Here is a 20,881-nt window from a genome sequence, read left to right on the forward strand (position 1 = left end):
CGAACACCCGACCGAACGAACACCCGGGCAGAGGCAACCGGGCAAAGGCAACCGGGCGCAGGCAACCGGCACCTGGTCGGAGCGCGTCCCGAGGTGTGGCGAGGTCAGCAGGCCTTGCCCACAAAGGCCGTACCGGATCGAACCGGGTGGCCGAGAGGATCAGGAGTCGCTCCGTGCCGGACGAGACCACCGTGCGCCCCATCCCCTGGCCGGCTGCCCCGATCAAGGCCGGGCGGCTCGTTCTCCGCGAGCCCGAGGCCCGGGACCGTGCGGCGTTCGTCGAGCTGCTGGCCTCGCCGGAGGTGCACACCTACCTCGGCGGCCCCCGGCCCCGGGACGAGCTCGAGCGCGAGCTGCCCGAGACGCCCGAGCGGTGGCCCGGGAGTCTCGTCGTCGATCTCGACGGGGCGATGATCGGCCAGATCCTGCTCAGGCGAGCGCCGGAGCACCATCGCCCGGCCGCCGTGGGGAAGGCCGATCTCGGCTACCTGTTCCTGCCGCAGGCGTGGGGGTTCGGGTACGCCGCCGAGGCGTGCGCGGCGGCACTCGACTGGTTCGACGGCGTGCTTCCCGGCGAGCCGGTGGTGCTCGCCACCCAGACCGCCAATGCCCGCTCGATGCGCCTCGCGGCGAAGCTGGGCTTCACCGAGGTGGAGCGGTACCGGGCCTGGGACGCCGAGCAGTGGCTCGGCCTCCGGTCAGCCGTCGAGGCCGGTGGCCAGGCCGTCCAGGGCGTGTGAGCAGATGCAGTCGCGGTCGGCCGGGAGTGCTTCGAGGGCCTTGAAGAGGACGGTGCGCAGGCGGCCCACGTTGCGGCTGAAGACCTCGAGCACCTCGGCGTGGGTGACGCCCTCGCCGGTCTCGACGCCCGCGTCGAGGTCGGTGACGAGGGCGAGGGAGGTGTAGCAGAGGCCCAGCTCGCGGGCCAGCACGGCCTCCGGGTGGCCGGTCATGCCGACGACCGACCAGCCGTTGGCGGTGAACCAGCGGCTCTCGGCGCGGGTGGAGAAGCGCGGGCCCTCGATCACCACCAGCGTGCCGCCGTCCACGGGCTCCCAGGCGCAGCCACGGGCGGCGGCGAGCACCGAGCTGCGGCCGTCGGGGCAGTACGGGTCGGCCATCGAGACGTGCACCACCTCGGGCAGGCGGCCGTCCGGCAGCGGCAGTCCGTCGTAGTAGGTCTGCGGCCGCCCCGAGGTGCGGTCGACGAACTGGTCGGGGACGACGAGCGTGCCCGGTCCGTACTCGGCGCGCAGCCCGCCCACCGCGCAGGGGCCGAGCACCTGGCGTACGCCGAGCGAGCGCAGCGCCCAGAGGTTGGCCCGGTAGTTGATCCGGTGCGGCGGCAGGCTGTGCCCGCGCCCGTGCCGGGGCAGGAAGGCGACCCGGCGCCCGGCGATCTCGCCGAGGAAGAGCGAGTCGCTGGGCGGGCCGTAGGGGGTCTGCACCGCGACCTCGGTGACGTCGTCGAGCAGGGCGTACAGGCCCGAGCCGCCGATCACTCCTAGCTCCGCAGCGGGCGGAGAGGTGGTTCCTGACGAGGTGCCGGCCATGATGCCCTGCCTTTCGGTCGCGTCCTGACCTTCACCCTACGAGCCGTCACCCTGCTCCGGCCGCAGGACGGTCTTACGATTCCCGTACGCCACCGGCGGTCGCCGAGCGCCGTACCTTCAGTGCCCAGAGCACCAGCGGGACCTGGAGCGGCAGCCGCCCGTACGCGACGGCGCGCTCGGCGGTGCTGCGGGTGCGCCAGTCGCGGGCCATCTTGAGGTTGCCGGGGAAGACGGCGACGAAGAGCGCGGCGGCGGCCAGGCCGCCGGTGCGGCGGGTGGCGGGGACCGCGACGGCTGCGGCGACGGCGAGTTCGGCCACGCCGCTCACGTGCGTCCATCGGCGCGGGCCGCCGGGGAGCTGCTCGGGGACGAGCGGGTCGAAGAACTCGGGCTTGCGGAAGTGCATGACGCCTGCGAGGCCGAGCAGGGCGGCAAGTGCGAGCGGGGCGCGGTGACGGGACACGTCTCTCCTCGATCAGGCAACGGGTGGCGACAGGAGGGGCTCCGCCGACCCTACTCGCCGGTAGGGTTGCGGGTACAGGCTTCCCGCCCCGGCGTTGACGGCAGCGGCGTACAGTGGCCGCCTCGGTGGGCAGGTGTGGCACGGCGGTCGGAGGAACGGGCATGAGCCGGAGCGGTACGAGAGCCGGTACGCGAGCCGGTGCGAAGGCCGGTCCGAGGGCGACCGGCCATCAGGCGCTGCGCTGGCGGGTGCGGCCCGAGGCCCCGGTCGCGGCCGTCCTGTTGCTGCACGGCGGGCAGGAGACCGACGAACGGCGGCCCGGCCCGGTCAATCTGCCCGGTCTACGGATGAGCGGCTTCGTCCGCGCCGTCGCCCGGGAGACCGCCGGGGCGCAGATCGCCGTCGGCGTGGTCCGCTACCGGCACCGGGGCTGGAACGGCTCGCGGGCCGACGCCGCCCGGGACGCCGCAGCCGCGCTCAACGACCTCGCCGAGGAGCTCGGGCCCGTCCCCACCGTCCTGATCGGGCACTCGATGGGAGGCCGGGCGGCCCTGCGTGCGGCCGGGAACCCCTGCGTCACCGGCGTCGTCGCCCTCGCGCCCTGGTGCCCGGACGGCGATCCGTCCGCCCAGCTCGACGGCCGTACGCTGCTGACCCTGCACAGCGACCACGACAGCGTCACCGACCCCGGCGCCACCCGGCGGTTCGCCGCCCGCGCCCGCGCGGCGGGCGCGCACGTCGCCGGGTACACCGTGCACAACTCGGACCATGCCCTGTTGCGCCGCTCCCGCGACTGGCACCGCGCCACCGCCCACCTCACCGCCGGCCTGCTCGGGCTGCGCCCGTTGCCGCCCGAGGTCACCACCGCGCTCGCCCTCGGCCCGGCCTCCGCAGAGGGCCTCGACCTCCCGCTCCCCTCGCACGCCTGACCCGGCTCGGCGGCGCCCAACAGCCGTACACGTACGCCCTGACACCCCCTCCCCGCCGGTACCCGAACGGACTGTGCAAGGCTGCTGCCGGTCAGTACACCCGGCCCGGACCCCACCCGGCCGCCGGGACCACGGGGGATGTGATCGGCATGCGCAGAAACGTACGGCGGGCGCCAGGCACCGAGCACGGCCGGGGCCGGCTCCGGGGCCGGGGCCGGCTCCAACTCCGGCTCCGCGCGGCACTGGCAGCGCTGGCGGCGGGCGGGCTGGCACTGGCCGCGCTCGCCCTGCGGCCGGTGCCGGGCGAGCGGCTCTGGCACGCGGGCGGAGTGCTCGGCGTCCACCGCGGGCTCCGGGTGCTGCTGATACTCGGCTGCATCGTCGGCGGCGCCGTTCTGACGGGCCGCCACCGACGCGGCGGGGCGAACACCCGCTCGGGCGACGACTCCCCCGCCGCGGAACGCCTCGCCTCGGCCGCGAACGTGCTGCTGCCGATCGCCGCCGCAGCCGTACCGCTGCTGCTGCTCCTGCTGCCCAACCACCATGTCACCCCGCCGCCCCGGGGCTCACTGTCGCTGCCGGGCGGGCCGCCCGAGACGCCGTCGCCGACCGCCTCACCCAGCCCGTCCGCCCCGCCGCCGCCCGTCGACCGGCCCCACGGGCGGTTCGACCCGCAGCTGCTGCTGACCGTCCTCGGCACGGTCCTCGTGGTGGCCGTCGCCGTGGTCGGGCTGGTCGCGCTCTGGCGCCGGTTCGGCCACCTGCTCCGGGCGCCCGCGCACGATGCGATCGACCCGGCCGGGGCTGCCCCGATGACCGGCGCGGCCCTCGCCGATGCCGTCGCCGACGGGCGCCGCGCGCTGCACGGCGACGACGCCCGCGCCGCCGTGATCGCCTGCTACGCGGCGATGACGGCCTCGCTCGCCGCCTCGGGCGTCACCGGCCGGGCCGCCGACACCCCGAGCGACCTGCTCGACCGGGCGGCCGCCGGCGGCCTGCTCGGCACCGGCCCGCAGCTGCGGAACCACCCGCAGACGCTCGCCGCGCTCTTCCGCGAGGCGCGCTACTCCAGCCACCCGATGACGGACGACCACCTGCTCCGGGCCCGCGCCGCCCTCGACGCCATCGCCGCCCAACTCCCCGCCACCGTCCCGTCCGAGGAACCGCAGCCCACCATCGAGGCCCGATGAACCGCTCCCTCGCCCTGCTGCTCACCGCCGCCGCCGGCGCCGAGGCCGCGCTCGTCCTGGTCGGCGGCACCGCCCCGGCCGCCCTCGGCGCGGCGGTGCTCACCGCCACCGCCCTGGTCACCGCCCGGTACGTCAGCGGCTTCGCCTCGCAGGACAGCGGCATCCGGCTGCCGATGCGGATGCTCCACGCCCGGCAGGCCGGGCTCGGCGACTGGCAGCGGGCCGTCGAGGACGGGCTCACCGGCCGGGGCGACCACGGCGAGTCGCTCGTCCGCCGCCTCCAGCGCATCTACGCGGCCCGGCTGGCCGAACGGCACGCCGTCTCGCTGTACGACCAGCCCGAGGCCGCCGCCGCACTGGTCGGCCCCGAGGTGTGGTCGCTGATCGACCCGCGCGGCACCCCGCCCAGGCCCGTCCCGCAGCGCACCCTGCGCGCCGCCGTCGACGGCCTCCGCACGCTCTGAACGACACCGCGCGCACCGCACCACCCGTCCCGACCCGACCCGTCCCGAGGAGTACCGTGACCAGCACCCACCCGAACCCCGCCCCGGACGCGACAGCCACGGACGCGACAGCCGTCGGACTGACGCCCCGCCAGGCGGGCGAGCGCGCCCAGCAGGTGCTCGACGAGGTCGGCCGCGCCGTGGTCGGCAAGCCCGAGTCGCTCGAACTGGTGATGCTCGGCGTGCTCGCGGGCGGCCACGTCCTGATCGAGGACCTGCCCGGTCTCGGCAAGACGCTGCTGGCCCGCTCGTTCGCCACCGCGCTCGGCCTGGACTTCCAGCGCATCCAGTTCACCCCGGACCTGCTGCCCTCCGACGTCTCGGGCGCCCCGTTCTACGACCAGCGCACCGGCGAGATGGTCTTCCGCCCCGGCCCGGTCTTCACCCACCTGCTGCTCGCCGACGAGGTCAACCGAACGCCCCCGAAGACCCAGGCCGCGCTGCTGGAGGCGATGGCCGAGGCCCAGGTCTCCGCCGACGGCGTCACCCGCCGCCTGCCCGACCCGTTCATGGTGATAGCCACCGCGAACCCGATCGAGTACGAGGGCACGTACAGCCTGCCCGAGGCGCAGCTGGACCGTTTCCTGCTGCGGGTCAGGATGGGCTACCTGCCGGTGCGTCAGGAGGCGGCGATGCTGCGGGCCCGGATCGACCGGGCCGCGCCCGAGGCGGTGCTGAAGCAGCTGTCCGACCCGGCGGAGGTGCTGGCCATGCGGGCGGCGCTGGAGCGCGTCGAGGTCGCGGACGACCTGGTCGACTACGTGGTGGCGCTCGTCGACGCGACCCGCTCGCACCCGCAGATCCAGGTCGGCGCCTCCCCGCGCGGTGGTCTCGCGCTGCTCCAACTCGCGCGTGCCCGTGCTGTCCTGGAGGGCCGTGACTACCTCGTCCAGGAGGACGTGAAGGCGCTCGCGGTGCCCGCGCTGGCGCACCGGGTGAGCCTGCGTCCGGAGCTGTGGGTGCGTCAGATCAACGCGGACGACGTGATCGCGGCGCTGGTCGAGACCGTCCCGGCGCCCCGGACCGCTCCGTGAGCAGCCCCCGTCGCACGGCTCCGGTGGCCCGGGTGCTCGGGCCGGTGCAGGAGACGGGGACGAGCGAGCTGACGCTGCTGAGCCCGCCCGCGCCCCCGCCGTCGGTCTGGCGGGCGAGCGAGCGAGCGCTGCGGCTGCTGTCGGTCGCCGCGGTGGCGGCCGTCGCCGCCCTGCTGACCGGTCACGCCTGGGTGCTGGCCTGCGCGGCGGGCCCCCTCGTGCTGCTGGTGCTGGCCGCTGCCGGGAGCAGCAGGCCGACCCGGCTGACCGCCGAGGCCGAGATCGGCCCGCGCCGCTGCTTCGAGGGCGAGCCGGTCACGGCCCGGGTGGAGCTCTCCTTCGACGGCACGGTCGGCTGGGTCGACCCGGGCCTGCACCCCGGGCCCGGCATGACGCTGGAGAGCCTCACCGTGACCGGCCCGGTGATCGAGCTCCGGCTCATCGCGGGCCGGTGGGGCCGGTGGACGCTCGGCACCCTCGACGTCGACGTGTACGACCGGGGCGGGCTGGCCCGCCGTACCCTCCGCGTCCAGCTCGGCGAGGTGCAGGTCTTCCCGGTGCCGGCCCAGGCCTCGGTGACGCCGATCCCGGTGCGGCTGCCGGAGCACCTCGGCGAGCACACCGCCCGCCAGCGCGGTGAGGGCGTCGAGGTGCAGGGCGTCCGTCCGCACATCTGGGGCGAGCGGCAGCGGCGCATCCACTGGCCGTCGACCACCCGGCGCGGCAGCGTCCAGCTCACCCAGTTCGCCGCCGAGCGCGCCGCCGACACCGTCGTGCTGATCGACGCGTTCGGCGACTACGTCGATCACGCGACCGGCCGTTCCAGCCTCGACGAGACGCTGCGCACCGCCGCCGGGGTGGCCAGGGCGTACCTGCGCAGCCACGACCGCGTCGGCGTGGTCTCGATCGGCGGCGTCACCCGCTGGCTCCGGCCGGGCACCGGCGGCGGGTACTTCTACCGGCTGGTCGAATCCGTCCTGGAGGTCCGCCGCGATCTCGGGTACCAGGTGCCGGATCTCGAGAGGCTGCCCCGCCCGGTCGTCCCGGCAGGCGCCCTGGTGTACGCGGTCACCACGCTCACCGACCAGCGCGTGCTGGATCTGCTGCGCGATCTGACGGCCCGTGGCAACCCGCTGGTAGTCGTCGAGATACCGATCGGCGCGCCCGTCCCCGAGTCGGGCGATCCGGCCGGCGTGCTGGCCGGCGAGCTGGCACTGCCGCTCTGGGAGGCCGACCGCGAGACCATGCGGTACGCGCTGCGCAGCCGGGGCATCCCCGTCCTCACGCCGCAGCCGGGCGAGGAGTTGGACCTCGCGCTCGCGCCGCTGCTGCGCACCCGCATCCAGGGGAGCACCCGATGACCGTACCGAAGTCCCCTGCAGTGATGGCACCCACCGCGCTCACCCGTGCGGTCGCCGTCGCACTGGCGCTCGGCGCGGCCGCGCCCGGCCTCTCCGGTGGCTCGCTGTTCGTGGCGGCGCTCGCCGTGCTGGGCGCCTGGTGGGCGGGCCCGGTGGTGGCCGCCCGGCCGGTCCGGCAGTCGGCCGCCCTGCGGCCGATGCTCGTCCGGCACCGGAACACGGTGTTCGCGGCGGGCTGCGTGCTGCTGGCCGCCGTGCAGACCCCGCCGCTCTGGCTCGCCGGGTGCGTGACGGCGCTGCTGCTGGGCTACCTGCTCCTGGTCGACGCCTTCGCGGCCGGCCCGGCGGGCGTCCGCCAGTGGCGGGCCCGCGCGGTGCCCGCGGCGGCGTACGGCGCGAGTGCCCTGGTGCTGGCGGCAGCCTGCCTGCCGCTGGACGGCCTGCCCTGGGGCCGGGCGGTGGCGGCCCTCGCGGTCGTCGGCTCGGCGGCCGTCGCCGGGCTGGCCCTCTGGACCCGGGCCGGTGATGCCTGATCGCAGCCTCCGGGCGCGCGGCCGGGCGGCTCGGGTGGCGTGATGGCGTCAACTGCGGGTCGGGGCGGCGGGTCACGCCGTAGGCTTTGTCCCAGTGGCAGGCGAGCATGGCGCCCCGCGCGGGCGGCAGTGGGAAGGGGCGGGTATGGCGGACCGCGAGGCGCGCACGGGCGGACCGGACGGGGCGAGCGGCTCCGGCGGGTCGACCCACAACGCCGTGTCCGGCGGCAGTGTGGCCCAGCTCGTGCAGGCGGGGACGATCAACACCGCGTACTTCTACGCGCCGACCCCCGTGCCTGCGGCGGAGTCCTGCACCCCGCGCCAGATCCGGCGGCCCCGTGGCCCGTTCGTCAACCGGACGGCGGAGCTGACGTCCCTGACCGAGGCGGTCGACGGCCTGGCCGAGGGCCTGTCGGTGGTGGTGTTCACCGGGCTGGGTGGCGTGGGCAAGACCGAGCTGATCGCGCACTGGGCCGAGCGGGAGGCGGAGCGCTTCCCCGACGGGCAGCTCTACGCCGATCTGGGGGCCGTCCGCCACCACGGCAGCGTCGACCTCGGCGAGGTGCTGGCGAGCTTCCTGCGCTCGCTCGGTGTCCGCGAGGAGTACGTGCCGCACTCGCTCGCCGACCGCGTCAACCTCTTCCGCAGCGTCACCGCGACCCGGCGTCTGCTGTTCTTCCTGGACAACGTCGAGCACGCCGCCGAGGTCCGGGCCCTGCTGCCGTTCCGGGGGCTGGTGGTGGTGAGCAGCCGTCACCGCCTGGACGGGCTGGTGACCGACGGCGCGCACGTCCACCGCGTGGAGCCGCTGGCCCCCTCGGCCGGGGTCGAGCTGGTGCGCCGCTGGCTCGGCGAGGAGCGCGGCAGCGACCAGGAGCTGACCGAGCTCGTCCGGCTCTGCGGCGGGCTGCCGCTGGCCCTGAGCGCGGTCGGCTCGCAGCTGCTGACCCGCCGCCGGATGGCGGTCGGGCGGGTCGTCGCCGAGCTCGCCGACCGGCACCACACCCTGCAACCGCTGCGCTCCGGGGAGAGCACCGTGGACGAGGCGTTCGAAGCCGTGTACCGCACGCTGCCCGAGCAGGCTCGGCGGCTCTACCTGCTGATCGGTGTCCACCCGGGGCGTGAACTGACCCCGGAGATGGCACGGGCGCTCGGGGGCGAGGGCGCGGCCGAGGCGATCGACGACCTGCTGGCCGCGCATCTCCTGGACGAGACTGCTCCGGACGAGGGGCCCGAGGAGCGCTACCGCGCCCACGACCTGGTCGCCCTGCATGCCCGCCGGGCCGCCGGGGCCGCGCTCTCCGACGCCGAGCGGGAGGCGGAGACCCGGCGGATCGTCGACTACTTCCGGGTGCGGGCGGCGGCGGCCGACCGGGCGGTCCTCGGAGAGCGGTTCCGGCTCCAGGAGTCGGAGGCGCCGCTGCCGCCGTACCTGGCCTTCACCGGCCGGGCGCAGGCGCTGGAGTGGCTCCAGAGCGAGCGGGCCGAGCTGATGGCCGTCGTGCGGGAGGCCGCTGCCCGGGGGTGGCACGGCGCCGTGTGGCGGCTGTGCGAGTCGCTCTGGGCGCTCTTCCACAGCCGTAAGCACTATGCCGACTGGATCGAGTCCCACGAGCTGGGCGTGCAGGCGGCCCGCTGGGACGCCCGCCCCGACGTCGGCATCCGGATGCACAACCAACTCGCCCGCGCCCACTATGAGTTGGGTGAGTACCGGCAGGCCGCCGAGCAGCTGGCACTGGCGGCCGAGCAGCTGCCGCTGGTCACCGACCCCCGGCTGGGCGGGGTGATCTGGGAGTCGCAGGGTCTGCTCGCGCTGGCCCAGGGCGAGCCGGGCCAGGCGATCGCCCTCTTCACCCGGGCCCGGGAGGCGAACGCCGACGACCCGCACGGCCTGGTGGTGCAGGGCTACAACCTCGCCCAGGCGCTGCTGGCTGCAGGCCGCCACCAGGAGGCGGCCTCGGCGCTGGCCGCCGCCACGGCCGAGGCCGCCCGCACCCAGGACGAGCCGATGCTGATGCGCCTGGCGCTGCTCGGCGGCCGCCTCCACCGGGCGACGGGCGATCCGCAGCAGGCGATCGCCCAACTCCTGCTGGCCGCACGGCAGGCCGACCTGATGAAGCAGCACCACAAGGAGGACCAGGCACTCGGCCTGCTGGTCGAGCTCGCGGCGCAGGTCGGTGACGGCGCACTGGAGCGGAGCAGCAGCGAGCGGCTGCTCGCCCTGCGGCGTTCGGCCGGGGTGCTGCCGCCCGACCCGGGGGCCGACGGTCCCTAGGGTCCTGCGGTGAAGCGCACCTCGACGCGCCGCCCGGCGTGCACCACCAGCTCGGTGGCCGTCAGTTCGGCGCCGGGGTGTGCGGCCTGCCACAGGGCGACGGCCGCGCCCAGGACCACCGGGTCGAGGTCGTGGGGCACCTGCCCCCAGGGCTGCACCACCCGGGCCTCCAGCACGGCTCCCGAGCGGAACCGCACCAGGTGCCGGTCTGCCGCCAGTGCGGCCACCAGCACGCCGACGCCCGGCAGTTGGCCAGCTGTGTCGGCCAGCCAGGTGTGCGGGTCCGGGTCGGCCACGGTCACCGTACGGGCCATCACCTCCGCGCCCTGGCGCCGGCGCAGGCCGCTCTCCTCGGCCGTGACGGCGTAGAACCCCCGGGCGCCCCGGTGGCCGGGCCCGACCGGGTAGCGGCGGATCCGCACGCCGTCCGGGCCGGCCTCGCCGATCACGTCGTAGGCCGTCGGCCGGCCTGCGGGCACCGGCACCGGGTCCGGATACGGCACGGGGAGGACGGCCTCGGCGGGCGCCTCGACCGCCGCCAGGTGGGAGAACAGGATCTTGGTCAACAGCCTGGCCGAGTGCCCGCGTTCGCCGAGCGAGCGCTCGGTGAGCGCCGTCAGCCCGGCCTGCCGGGACGGCTCGGCCGCCGACCGCAGCTGCGCTTCCAGGTCGCCGTCCAGGTCGAGCGCGGGCGCGGCCTGGCCGAAGGTGTAGGCCGGGGACTGCGGGTCGAGCTCCAGCTCGCCGGTCGCGGCCAGCAGGACGGCCCGGCGCAGCGCGGCGCCGTAGAACGACACCGATCCGTGGTCGCCGATCACCAGGTCGGCGGCGACCAGAGCGGCCTGCCAGCCGTGCTGCGGCGGGATGACCAGCAGGCCCGCCTCCTCCGCCTCGCGGAGCATCCCGAGCGGGTCGTGCATGGCCCAGATGTTCGGGTGCAGCACCACGGCGACGGCGTACTCGTCGACCGGCAGCTCCCGGACGAGCCGCAGCGGCAGCTCGGGGCTCCGGCCGAGCAGCGAGTGCTTGCTCCAGGTGGAGCTCACCACGACCAGCTTGCGGCCGTCGCCCACGGCCAGCTCCCGCCGGTAGTGGTCACGCCGGGTCAGACTGGCGAGCATCCGGTCGAAGCACGGGTCACCGACCACCTGGGCGCGCGGCACCGCCTCCGGGCACGAACGGCGCAGCCGCTCCAGCTGCTCGCCGTGGGAGAGCCCGATGACGGCCGGGAAGACCCGCCCGCGCCAGGTCAGCTCGTGCCGGGACAGGCCCACCGGCGAGTGGTCGTCCCCGGTCGCCTGCCGCACCAGCCGGTTGTAGCCGACGCCGTGGGGCAGCACCACCAGCGGCGCCCGGAGCTGGCCCATCGAGCGGTGCACCGTGCAGGCGACCGCCAGGTCGAAGGACCGCCGGGTCGCCTCCCGCCAGGGCAGCACGGTGATGCCGGGCAGCGAGGCCAGGTAGTCGTCGAGCCCGGCGGCGAAGGCGGAGCCCGGGTTGACGGTGATGTAGAGCTCGACGCCGTCGTGCGGGCGCAGCATGGGGAGCACGTCCATCACCCGGGTCGCCGAGGTCAGCGTGCGGGTCACCGCGAGCACATGGGCCGCCGTGGGCCGGGTGCGCCAGCGCGGGTCACCGGCGCGTCCGGACGACAGCAGACTCGACAGCAGGCTGAACAGTGTCCGGACCTCTCAGGCAGCAGCATCGTGGCGATCTCCCTGAGATCGTACTGTTCTCCCCCCTTGCGCCGAACGCCCCCCGCCCCGTGTCCCCGCCGCTGTGTCCCCGCCGCTGTGTCCTGATGAAGGCCAGGCCGAGCAGCCTGCCTGCGGTGAACCGGTGCGGCGGTAGCAGTGTGGAGGGGGAGCGCGGTCACGGCCGGCGCGGGCGTGGGCGTCGTCACGCCCGGGTCCTAGGCTACCCGCGGGTGGTCCGGACCAACGGCGGATGAACTGATCGTCCGTCGGTCCGGACACACCGGCACCGGGGTGCGGTCCGGACTGCTACGTCCAGTGCGGCGGTTCGATGATCTCCAGTACGGCCGCCGTCCACATGAAGCCGATCCCGGCGCCCGCCGTCAGCACCAGGTCGCCCGGCGAGAGCCGCCCGCTCTCCACGAGGTGGGTGAAGCCGATCAGCTGGTCACCGGCGCCCATGTGGCCGAGGTCCCGGCCCCAGTCGTAGACGGTGCGGGCGCGATCGATGCCGAACTGGTCGTAGAACGCCCACTGGGCGATGGTCTGCCCGAGGTTGGCGTGGACGAACCAGTCGATGCCGCCGACGGTGGTCGCCGCCTCGGCGACGACGCGCTCGATCACCTCGTACATGTGACGGCCCATCCGGGCGACGGCGCCCTCGTAGCCGTCCTCCGTCCTGAGCAGGTGGTCGCGCTTGCGGGCCCGCAGGTCGATCGGCTTGCCCGAGGCGAATGGGTGCGGGGTCCAGGCGTCGGAGCCCCGGTAGAGCGGCTCGAAGGAGCCGTCGCCGATCGAGACGGTGGCGACCAGCCGGGCGAAGCCGGTACGGGAGGAGAGCACGACCGCTCCGGCGCCGTCGCCGTAGACCAGTTGCACGTCGGTCTTCCAGCGGTCGAAGTACGGGAGGTGGAAGGAGTCGGCGGTGCTCACCAGGGCGGCGGTGACGTCGGGGCGGGCGGCGACGTAGGAAGCCGCGAGTTCGAGCCCGGCCAGCCCTCCGTTGGAGCCCTGCCGGATCTCGATCGCCGCGCCCTCGCCGCCGACGGTGTGGTCCTGCACGTAGGAGGCCGGGGTCCAGTAGTCCTGCCCCTGGTGCCCGAGACCGGCGTGCAGGACGAGGCCGAACTCCTCCGGCCGGTGGCCGGAGCGGGCCACGGCCTGCCGGGCGGCGGCCGCCGCCATCTCGACCGGGGCTTCGCCCGGCCCGGCGATCCGGACGGCCCGGATGCCGTTGGCGATGTTCTCCGTGGCGTCGTAGAGCCCTTCGGCCACCGCCTGTTCGGCGGTCATGACCGCCCCGGGGAGGTACTTGCCGAGCCCGGAGATGTAGATGTCGTTCCAGCGCATGGCCTTGGCTCCCTTCCGGTTCAGGCCGCTGCGGGCGCGCTGACGAGCTGGTAGATGTCGCGGAAGCTGCGCTGCACGAGGAGTCTCCCGATCGGCAGTCTTCGGCCGGTCTCTCTCTCCAGCACGGCGATCAGTCTGATCATGTGCATGGAGTCCCAGTGCACGACCTGGTCGAAGTCACGTTCCAGATCCGCGTTGGCCAGCGGAAGGTCCAGCTCGTCCCGGACGATTCGGATGAAGTCGGCGGTGCTGATCACGGCGTCCCCTTCGGTCGCAGGTCCGCAGCCCCGGGAGCGAGCTGCGCCCAGCGAGCTTGGGCGCCCCGGCTTGTGCGCACCTTGCAGCGGCACTGCGGTCGTCGCCCGCCGGTCGGGAGATCAGCCGGACGTCGGTGTGACCAGCCCCATCTCGTAGGCGGTGATGACGAGTTGGACACGGTCCCGGGCGCCCAGTTTGGTGAACAGCCGGGACACGTGCGACTTGGCGGTGGCCACCGTGATGAAGAGGTCCTCCGCGATCTCGGTGTTCGACCGGCCGCGTCCGACCAGGGTCAGCACCTCCTGCTCCCGCTCGGTGATGCCCTCGACCGGCCGCAGCGAGTGCTCCGGGGCCGCGCCGGGATGCCGGACGAAGTCCGCGATCAGACGGCGCGTCACTCCCGGCGCGATCAGCGCGTCGCCGGCCGCGACCACCCGGATCGCCGCGAGGATGTCGTCCACCGCCATGTCCTTGACCACGAAGCCGCTCGCGCCGGCCCGCAGGGCGCCGTACACGTGGTCGTCCTCGTCGAAGGTGGTCAGCATCAGGACCCGGGCCGGCGACGGACCGGCCGTGATCAGGCGGGTGGCCTCGATCCCGTCCATGCCGGGCATCCGGATGTCCATCAGCACGACGTCGGGGCTCAGCTCCCCGACCAGCTGAACCGCCTCGGTGCCGTTGGCGGCCTCACCGACCACCTCCAGGTCGGGCTGGTCGGCGATGATCACGCGCAGGCCGGACCGTACCAGCGGCTGGTCGTCCACGAGGACGACGCGGACGGTCACCGGGCCACCCCCGAAGCTCCGACGGGCTCGGCCGACGGCAGCGGCAGCCGGGCCGCCACCCGGAAGCCGCCCTCGGGACGCGGCCCGGCGCTGAGCCGGCCGTTCAGCAGACCGACCCGCTCGCGCATACCCACGATGCCGAAGCCGTGGGTCGAACCACTCGCTCCGGAGCCCCGCCCCTCGTCGACAACCTCCACCGACAGCTCCTCGCCCCCGAAGTCGATGACCACCTGGCAGTGCCCGGTGCCCGCATGGCGGACCACGTTGGTCAGCGCCTCCTGAACGATACGGTAGGCGGACAGGTCGATGTCGGGCGGCAGCGGACGCTCCTCCCCGCTGCGACGCACCTCGACCCGGACCCCCGCGTCCGCCGTTGCCGCCGCCAGCCGTTCGATGTCCGCCAGGCCCGGCACGGGCGCGAGCGGCGCGCTGCCCGAGGCTGCGCTCGAGTCGGCCTGACGGAGTGCCACCAGCGTGCGGCGAAGCCCCGACAGGGTCTCCCTGCTGGTGGTCTCGATGGCACGCAGCGCCTCTCGGGCCTCGTGCGGCTGGGTCTCGATGACCCGGCTGCCCACCCCGGCCTGGATCGCGATGATGCCAATGCTGTGCGCCACCATGTCGTGCAACTCCCTTGCTATCCGGAGCCGTTCGGCGGTCACGGCCTCGGCCACCGCCTGGCTGCGCAGCGCCACCGCGTGCTCGCGGCGCTCGCGGCCCAGCAGGCCGACCGTGCAGGAGGCCGCCATCGCCAGCAGGGTGATCACCGCGTTGGCGACCAGGTTGTCGCCGTGCGCGAAGCCGCCGACCAGCAGGAGCTGGATGAGCAGTGCCAGCGCCACCGCGACGATCGAGGTCAGCCGGGTGCGGGTGGCGACGACGAGGGCCAGGACGACATCCACCGCCAGGTACGACAGGAACTGCCCCTGGTACGACAGCGACAGCCGCGCCGCGGCGGAGCTGGGCGGGACGACCACCACGATGGCCGCCCCACAGAGCGTCAGGGCCAGGGCCAGCAGCGGCATCCGGCGCAGCACTCCGGCGAGCAGCGCCAGCGCGAACAGCGATCCGAGAGCGTGGACGGTGCCGGAGGCGCGCGGCGCACCGGTCACCAGCAGGAGCACCATGAAGGGGTGGAGGACGGCGCCCGCCCAGGTCAAGGCTGTTCCCCTACCTGGGGGCTTAGGTGTGGCGTTCATGCCGCGACCCTAACCGGCCCCCTCCCGGGGAGGCATCCGCCCGGGGACGTACGCCCCCGGGCCAACCCCGGCCGGGCAGTCCTGGCCCCGGGACCGATGCCCGCACCCAGGGCCTCCCGGCAAGGTTGTCCTCGTGATCGAAATCAACGAACTCACCAAGTGCTACGGCAGCAGGACCGCCGTCGACCAACTCTCCTTCACCGTGCGGCCCGGAGAGGTCACCGGCTTCCTCGGCCCCAACGGCGCGGGCAAGAGCACCACCCTGCGGTTGGTGCTCGGCCTGGACGCACCGACCGGCGGCACCGCCACCGTCGGCGGCGTCCCCTTCCGGACCCACCCGCGAGGGCTGCGGCACGTCGGCGCCCTCCTCGACGCCACCCAGGTCCACGGCGGGCGCACCGCCTCGGCCCACCTCGCCGCGCTGGCCCGCAGCAACGGCATCCCGCTGCGCCGGGTCGCCGAGGTGCTCCAGGAGGTGGGCCTCGCCGAGGCGGCGAACCGCCGGATCGGCGGGTACTCGCTCGGCATGAAGCAGCGGCTCGGCATCGCCGCCGCGCTGCTCGGCGATCCGCCGGTGCTGATGTTCGACGAGCCGGTCAACGGCATGGACCCGGACGGCGTGCTGTGGGCCCGCCGCCTCTTCCGCCGGCTGGCCGCCGAAGGCCGCACGGTCTTCCTCTCCAGCCACCTGATGAGCGAGATGGAGAACACGGCCGACCAACTGGTCGTCATCGGCCGGGGGCGGCTCCTCGCCGCCGAGTCGGTACGGGACTTCGCCGCCCGGAGCTCCCAGCGCACCGTCGTGGTGGGCACTCCGCAGGCCGCCGAGCTGGCGGCGGTGCTGACCGCCGCAGGCGCGTCGGTCGAGCCGGAGGGCTCGGCGGGCGTCGAGCGGCTCACCGTGACCGGGCTCGCGGCCGACCGGGTCGGCGCACTGGCCTCCGACAGCCGGATCACCCTCACCGAACTGACCACCCGTACGGCCTCACTGGAGCAGGCCTTCATGGAACTCACCGCCGACAGCATCGAACACCAGGCAGGACAGCACCGATGAGCACACTTCGCACCGCATCCCCCGTCCACTCCGCAGCCCACTCCGCAGCCCACTCCCCAGTCCTGTTCGCCGATCTGTTCGCCGCCGAGTGGATCAAGCTGCGCTCACTGCGGTCCACCTTCTGGGCGGCGGCCTTCACCGCCCTCTTCGTCATCGGGTCCGCCCTCGTGACCGCACTGACGGACCACAGCCAGCAGCTGATCGTGCTCCATGACGCCTTCCCGCCGACCGGCTACCTGACCCTGATGCTCGCCGCCGGCAGCGTCGGCGCGATCACCGCGGTCAGCGAGTACAGCAGCGGGCTGATCCGCACCACGACGGTGGCCGTGCCCGACCGCGGCTCGGTGGTGCTGGCCAAGGCGGCCGTGCTGGCCGCCGCCTGGACGGTGCTCGGCACCGTCATCGCCGCCGCCTCCTTCGGGCTCTCCCAGACCGCGCTGAACGGCTGGCACCCCAGCTTCCCGATCACCCACCCCCATGCCCTCCAGGCTCTGGTGGCCACCGCCCTGCTGGGCCCCGTCTGCGCACTCATCGGCCTCGGCCTCGGTGTCCTGATCCGGCACAGTGGCGCCACCATGGCCACCACCACCTTCACCCTGCTGATGCTGCCGCCGATCTTCTCCTCGAGCACACGCTGGTCCGCCGACGTCCGAAACGCGATGCCACAGACCGCCTGGAACCGCCTGGTCCAGGACTGGGACCCGTCGCCGACCGACACCTTCCACCTGATCGCCACGGTCACCGGCTCCTGGGTCACCTACGCGGCCTGGCCGCTGATCGCGGTCGCCCTCGCGGTGCTCACCGTCCGCCGCCGCGACGTGTGACCCGGCGTCAGCTGCCGCCGCCGACCTCGGCCGCCCGTGGGCTGCCGAGGTCGGTGAAGATGGCGCGGGCCTGCTCCCACTGCTGCTCCGCGAGCGACCGGCGGCCTGCGGCGGCGTTCACCCGGCCCAGCACGTCCAGGGCGACGGCCTCGTCGACCCGGTTCCCGGCCTGCTGGTTGGTGGTGCGGCCAAGGGTCGCGTACTCGGCCGCCTCGTCGTACCGGCCGAGCAGGCAGAGGGTCTCGGCCAGGTTGCTCAGCCCCCTGCCGACGGTGAACTGGTCCGACTCCTCCTGGTCGATCGCGAGCGCCTGCCGGAAGTGCTCCAGGGCGGACGGGAAGTCACCGAGCTGCTTGTGCGCCTCGCCCAGGTTGCCGTGCGCGGCGGCGACACCGACCCGCAGGCCGACGGCCGCGAAGCCCGCCAGTGCCAGTTCGAGCACGCCGACCGCCCGCGCGACCTGGCCCAGCTCGATGTAGACGTAACCGAGGTTGATGTGGCACGAGGCCTCACCCCGGGTGTCACCGAGCCGACGGCGGATCTCCAGTGCCTGACCCAGGCAGTCGGCCGCCTCCTCCAGTCGGCCGGCCGCCTGGTAGGCGCTGGAGAGGGAGTTGAGCACCCAGCCCGTGGCCTCGGTGTCGTCGAGCGCCCGAGCACCCGTCAGGGCCGCCTCGAAGCACTCGATCCGACCCTCGTACTGCGGGCGCAGGGTGAAGAGGTCCCACAGCGTGATCGGCAGCTTCCAGCAGATCTCGTACCGGCCGGTGCGCTGCGCCTGGGCCACCGCCGCGACGAGGTTCGTCCGCTCGCTCTCGCACCAGGCGAGGGCCGTGGCGTGGTCGGCGAACCCGAGCGGGGCCCACTCCGGCCCCGGTTCGGCGAGGCTGACGTGCCGTCGGGCAGGGTTGAGCACCCGGGAGGCGGCCGCGCTGGAGTGCAGGTACCAGCTGAGCAGCCGGTGCGTGGCCGCGTCGCGTTCGACCTCCGGCTCCTGCTCCTGTGCGCACTCGGCCGCGTAGACCCGCAGCAGGTCGTGCAGTTGGTAGCAGCCCGCCCGGGGAGCCTGCACCAGGTGGACGTCGGTCAGGGCGGCCAGCAGCCGCTCGGCGTCGGGGAGCGGCAGGGCGAACAGCGCGGCGGCGGCGGGGAGGCTGACGAACGGCCCCTCGCACAGGCCCAGCAGCCGGAAGGCACGGGCCTCGTCCGGTCTCAGGTCGCGGTAGCCGATCGCGAACGACGCCCGGACGGCGCGGTCCTCGACCGCCAGCTCACCGAGCCGCCGCCGCTCGTCCCCGAGCCGGTCGGCCAGCCGTCCGACCGTCCACTCCGGCCGGGCGACGAGCCGGCTGGCGGCCAGCCTGATCGCCAGCGGGAGGCCGGCACAGACCTTCAGTACGGCCGAGACCGCCTCGGGCTCCGCCTCGACGGCCTCGCGGCCGACGATGCGGGTGAAGAGGGCGAGCGCCTCCTCCTCGTCGAGGACGTCGAGGGCGAACCTGCGCACTCCGTCCAGCCCCGGCAGCGTACTGCGGCTGGTGATCAGCACCGAGCACGTCGCGGACCCGGGCAGCAGCGGCCGCACCTGGGCGGCGCTGTGGACGTTGTCCAAGAGGATCAGGATGCGCTGCCCGGCGACGGCGCTGCGGTAGCCGGCCGCGCGCTCGTCGGGGTCGGCGGGGATCCGCTCGGGCGGCGTGCCGAGGGCGCGCAGGAAGCGGGCCAGTACGTCGTTCGGGTTGGACGGCTGCCCGCCGACGCCGCGCAGATCGGCCTGGAGCTGGCCGTCGGGGAACTCCGCCAGCAGGCTGTGCGCGACATGCACCGCCAGCGAGGTCTTGCCGACCCCGCCCGCGCCGTTGACCAGCGACACCACCCTCGGGCAGTTCGGCTGCTCGGAGGGGCCGGAGAGCAGCGCGCCCAGCTGCGCGACCACCGCCGCCCGGCCGGTGAAGTCGGGCAGCCCGGCCGACAGTTGGCGCGGGACGGGCGGTCCGTCGACAGCTGCGCCCACCGGGACGGCCCGGCCCGGGACGACCGGAGCCGGGACGGCCAGCGACGGGTCGGCCGCCAGGATGCGGCGGTGCAGCTCGCGCAGCGGCGGGCCGGGCTCCACGCCGATCTCCTCGGACAGCACCCGGCGGGTGGTGCGGTAGAGCTCCAGCGCCTCGCCCTGGCGCCCGCTGCGGTAGAGCGCGAGCATCGCCTGCCCGACGAACCCCTCGTCGAAGGGGTGCTCGCCGACCAGCGAGAGCAGCTCCTCGGCGACCTCGACATGCCGGGCCAGCGCGAGTTCGAGCGTCAGCCACTGCCGGCGCGCGGCCGTCCGGTACCCGTCGAGGCGCCTGGCCTCGACCTCCAGCTGACGGCTGGACAGATCCGCCAGCGCGCCGCCGCGCCAGCAGGCGAGCCCGCGCCGGAGCGCGGCGGCGGCCCCCTCCTGGTCACCGGCGGCAGCGAGCCGGTCCGCCTGCTGCCGCTCCTGCTGGAACTCCAGCAGGTCGAGCTGCCCCGGCTCCAGCCCGATCCGGTACCCACGCTGGTGGGTGCTGATCAGCGCGGGCGGCGCACCGCACTGCTGCAGGTTGCGGCGCACCCCGGAGATCGCGTCCTGGATCTGCCGGACGGCCGTACCGGGCACCTCGCCGTCCCACATCACGTCGACCATCCGCTGGATCGTGACCACCTGGTTGGCCTCGACCAGCAGTGCGGCCAGCACCTTCGCCTGGCGCGGCCCGTTGAGCCTGACCTCCCGCTCGGCCACGCGGGCCGACAACGGCCCCAGGACGCCGAATCTCATCTTCCCCCGCTGTCGTCCACCGCTGTCGTCCACCGAGCTCGACACGCCCGGTTGATCATGCTCGGACGAACCTAGGACGAACCTAGGACGCGTGTCCATAGCCTCTGAACGCAAGCCCGCCCAGCCACCCGGTCGACCGAGAGTCGCACCGGCGTCCCATGTCCTCCGGCCGCAGCCGCTCGCGGCCGGGTTCCGGGCCGTGCCGTGAGAACGGTCGGCCCCCCGTGCTGCGCGCCGAGGCCGACAAGAACAACGGGGGTCGGCCTCGGCGCGCGGGCGGGCGCGGGCAGGAGAGGGGTTGCGGCCGAACGCGTTCTCTGCCTGGTGAGCGGGAGGCTGAGTACTCCACGGTCGTGTCCGACGATCAGGTCCGGACCCGCGGTGGCCAGACAGGTGAGCGCCGCATCCAGGGCGATGTGCTCCACCGTGCCGGTCTCCGGTTCCCATACCCGCAGTCGGTGACCGTGATGGGTGCCGGTGACCAGGATCGTGCGCCCGCCCTGCGGGGTGGTGGCGGTGATGACCGGCAGGCCGGCGGTGCCTGTCGAGGCGGGCAGACCGTCACCGATCGGGGCGCCGGTGGCCAGGTCCCACAGCACGACCACGCCGCGGTCGTCTCCCGTGGCCAGCACGGTTCGGTCGGGTGTGGGCACAGCCGCCACAGCCGCCACACGGTGGAGGGCATCGGCGAGCGCACGTGCGCTCAGTTGCACGGCCGCGCCCGGCTCCCCGGGGTCGTCGACGGCTGGATCCCACACTTGGAGGCGGCCCGCGGTGTCCGAGGCCGCGATCAGCGTGTGGCCGGCGGCGATCGGGACGGCGGCGATCGACCGGATCGGACTGCCATAGGGGTTGAGGCGCCCGACGCATTCACCGGTGTCCGGATCCCACAGCCGGACCGCGCCTCGGGGGGTGGCGGTGACGAGCAGGGTGCGGCCGTCGGGGATGGTCGCGGCGACGACGTCTTGGACGACGGCCAGCAGGTCCAACTCCGGCTCGGAGACCCGCCCTCGCCCCTACCCGAGCCCGTCGCCGATCTTGTTCGGGACTACCTCCGATCGCTCCCAGCCCGCACACCC

The 20,881-nt window shown here is 74.5% G+C and carries 19 protein-coding genes; 10 read left to right on the forward strand and 9 right to left on the reverse strand.

Annotated elements, in window-relative coordinates; genetic code table 11:
• The first annotated feature begins 173 nt into the window (after positions 1 to 173).
• A complete protein-coding gene (locus ACR68M_RS01275) occupies positions 174 to 740 on the forward strand; it encodes a GNAT family N-acetyltransferase (protein WP_441248491.1) in 567 nt (188 codons plus the stop codon).
• Here ACR68M_RS01275 and ACR68M_RS01280 read toward each other — a convergent pair.
• Positions 699 to 1,553 carry an S-methyl-5'-thioadenosine phosphorylase gene (locus ACR68M_RS01280; protein ID WP_441248492.1) on the reverse strand — a complete coding sequence of 285 codons (855 nt, stop codon included), beginning with the start codon at positions 1,551 to 1,553 and terminating at the stop codon, positions 699 to 701. The two genes, ACR68M_RS01275 and ACR68M_RS01280, sit on opposite strands and share 42 nt — an antisense overlap.
• Before the next feature lie 73 nt (positions 1,554 to 1,626).
• Positions 1,627 to 2,016, reverse strand: coding sequence for a hypothetical protein (locus tag ACR68M_RS01285; protein WP_441248493.1), 390 nt, complete (start codon positions 2,014 to 2,016; stop codon positions 1,627 to 1,629).
• A gap of 161 nt (positions 2,017 to 2,177) precedes the next feature.
• Between ACR68M_RS01285 and ACR68M_RS01290 the strand changes: the two genes are divergently transcribed.
• From ACR68M_RS01290 to ACR68M_RS01320, 7 genes are all read left to right on the forward strand, one after another.
• Complete coding sequence (locus ACR68M_RS01290; RefSeq protein WP_441248494.1) at positions 2,178 to 2,945, forward strand: alpha/beta fold hydrolase; 768 nt, start codon at positions 2,178 to 2,180, stop codon at positions 2,943 to 2,945.
• 149 nt (positions 2,946 to 3,094) lie between these two features.
• Positions 3,095 to 4,135: a DUF4129 domain-containing protein gene (locus ACR68M_RS01295; RefSeq protein ID WP_441248495.1), complete on the forward strand. Its 1,041-nt coding sequence runs from the start codon at positions 3,095 to 3,097 to the stop codon at positions 4,133 to 4,135.
• Positions 4,132 to 4,599: a hypothetical protein gene (locus ACR68M_RS01300; protein WP_441248496.1), complete on the forward strand. Its 468-nt coding sequence runs from the start codon at positions 4,132 to 4,134 to the stop codon at positions 4,597 to 4,599. The genes ACR68M_RS01295 and ACR68M_RS01300 overlap by 4 nt, the downstream gene beginning before the upstream one ends.
• Before the next feature lie 56 nt (positions 4,600 to 4,655).
• Positions 4,656 to 5,672, forward strand: coding sequence for an AAA family ATPase (locus ACR68M_RS01305; protein WP_441248497.1), 1,017 nt, complete (start codon positions 4,656 to 4,658; stop codon positions 5,670 to 5,672).
• Entirely contained in the window at positions 5,669 to 7,033 is a 1,365-nt protein-coding gene (locus tag ACR68M_RS01310) for a DUF58 domain-containing protein (RefSeq protein ID WP_441248498.1), read from the forward strand. Before ACR68M_RS01305 ends, ACR68M_RS01310 begins: the two co-directional genes overlap by 4 nt.
• A complete protein-coding gene (locus ACR68M_RS01315) occupies positions 7,030 to 7,566 on the forward strand; it encodes a hypothetical protein (protein WP_441248499.1) in 537 nt (178 codons plus the stop codon). The genes ACR68M_RS01310 and ACR68M_RS01315 overlap by 4 nt, the downstream gene beginning before the upstream one ends.
• A gap of 145 nt (positions 7,567 to 7,711) precedes the next feature.
• On the forward strand, positions 7,712 to 9,841 hold the full coding sequence (locus ACR68M_RS01320) for an NB-ARC domain-containing protein (RefSeq protein WP_441248500.1): 2,130 nt from the start codon (positions 7,712 to 7,714) through the stop codon (positions 9,839 to 9,841).
• On the opposite strand, the gene ACR68M_RS01325 is transcribed toward ACR68M_RS01320, so the two are convergent.
• From ACR68M_RS01325 to ACR68M_RS01345, 5 genes are all read right to left on the reverse strand, one after another.
• Positions 9,838 to 11,430, reverse strand: coding sequence for a hypothetical protein (locus tag ACR68M_RS01325; protein ID WP_441248501.1), 1,593 nt, complete (start codon positions 11,428 to 11,430; stop codon positions 9,838 to 9,840). The two genes, ACR68M_RS01320 and ACR68M_RS01325, sit on opposite strands and share 4 nt — an antisense overlap.
• Before the next feature lie 414 nt (positions 11,431 to 11,844).
• A complete protein-coding gene (locus tag ACR68M_RS01330) occupies positions 11,845 to 12,885 on the reverse strand; it encodes a ketoacyl-ACP synthase III family protein (RefSeq protein ID WP_441248502.1) in 1,041 nt (346 codons plus the stop codon).
• A gap of 20 nt (positions 12,886 to 12,905) precedes the next feature.
• Positions 12,906 to 13,142, reverse strand: coding sequence for an acyl carrier protein (locus tag ACR68M_RS01335; protein WP_441248503.1), 237 nt, complete (start codon positions 13,140 to 13,142; stop codon positions 12,906 to 12,908).
• 120 nt (positions 13,143 to 13,262) lie between these two features.
• Positions 13,263 to 13,928, reverse strand: coding sequence for a response regulator (locus tag ACR68M_RS01340; RefSeq protein WP_441248504.1), 666 nt, complete (start codon positions 13,926 to 13,928; stop codon positions 13,263 to 13,265).
• The gene (locus tag ACR68M_RS01345) at positions 13,925 to 15,085 is read right to left on the reverse strand and encodes a sensor histidine kinase (protein ID WP_441248505.1); all 1,161 of its coding nucleotides are present in this window, start codon (positions 15,083 to 15,085) and stop codon (positions 13,925 to 13,927) included. The genes ACR68M_RS01340 and ACR68M_RS01345 overlap by 4 nt, the downstream gene beginning before the upstream one ends.
• 172 nt (positions 15,086 to 15,257) lie before the next feature.
• Between ACR68M_RS01345 and ACR68M_RS01350 the strand changes: the two genes are divergently transcribed.
• Positions 15,258 to 16,178 carry an ABC transporter ATP-binding protein gene (locus ACR68M_RS01350; RefSeq protein WP_441248506.1) on the forward strand — a complete coding sequence of 307 codons (921 nt, stop codon included), beginning with the start codon at positions 15,258 to 15,260 and terminating at the stop codon, positions 16,176 to 16,178.
• Entirely contained in the window at positions 16,175 to 17,002 is an 828-nt protein-coding gene (locus tag ACR68M_RS01355) for an ABC transporter permease (RefSeq protein WP_441248507.1), read from the forward strand. Before ACR68M_RS01350 ends, ACR68M_RS01355 begins: the two co-directional genes overlap by 4 nt.
• Before the next feature lie 7 nt (positions 17,003 to 17,009).
• Here the strand turns inward: ACR68M_RS01355 and ACR68M_RS01360 are convergent, their stop codons facing one another.
• On the reverse strand, positions 17,010 to 19,802 hold the full coding sequence (locus tag ACR68M_RS01360) for an AfsR/SARP family transcriptional regulator (RefSeq protein ID WP_441248508.1): 2,793 nt from the start codon (positions 19,800 to 19,802) through the stop codon (positions 17,010 to 17,012).
• Between the two features lie 71 nt (positions 19,803 to 19,873).
• Complete coding sequence (locus ACR68M_RS01365; protein WP_441248509.1) at positions 19,874 to 20,791, reverse strand: WD40 repeat domain-containing protein; 918 nt, start codon at positions 20,789 to 20,791, stop codon at positions 19,874 to 19,876.
• Between the last annotated feature and the right edge of the window lie 90 nt (positions 20,792 to 20,881).

Origin of the sequence: Kitasatospora sp. McL0602 (assembly GCF_052076145.1) — a bacterium.
In the GTDB taxonomy this organism is placed as follows: domain Bacteria; phylum Actinomycetota; class Actinomycetes; order Streptomycetales; family Streptomycetaceae; genus Kitasatospora.

Bases quoted from the DNA above. Each gene is read 5' to 3' on its own strand.
- ACR68M_RS01280 (WP_441248492.1), bottom strand. From the start codon at position 1,553: ATGGCCGGCACCTCGTCAGGAACCACCTCTCCGCCCGCTGCGGAGCTA.
- ACR68M_RS01290 (WP_441248494.1), top strand. From the start codon at position 2,178: ATGAGCCGGAGCGGTACGAGAGCCGGTACGCGAGCCGGTGCGAAGGCC.
- ACR68M_RS01295 (WP_441248495.1), top strand. From the start codon at position 3,095: ATGCGCAGAAACGTACGGCGGGCGCCAGGCACCGAGCACGGCCGGGGC.
- ACR68M_RS01300 (WP_441248496.1), top strand. From the start codon at position 4,132: ATGAACCGCTCCCTCGCCCTGCTGCTCACCGCCGCCGCCGGCGCCGAG.
- ACR68M_RS01315 (WP_441248499.1), top strand. From the start codon at position 7,030: ATGACCGTACCGAAGTCCCCTGCAGTGATGGCACCCACCGCGCTCACC.
- ACR68M_RS01320 (WP_441248500.1), top strand. From the start codon at position 7,712: ATGGCGGACCGCGAGGCGCGCACGGGCGGACCGGACGGGGCGAGCGGC.
- ACR68M_RS01330 (WP_441248502.1), bottom strand. From the start codon at position 12,885: ATGCGCTGGAACGACATCTACATCTCCGGGCTCGGCAAGTACCTCCCC.
- ACR68M_RS01355 (WP_441248507.1), top strand. From the start codon at position 16,175: ATGAGCACACTTCGCACCGCATCCCCCGTCCACTCCGCAGCCCACTCC.
- ACR68M_RS01360 (WP_441248508.1), bottom strand. From the start codon at position 19,802: ATGAGATTCGGCGTCCTGGGGCCGTTGTCGGCCCGCGTGGCCGAGCGG.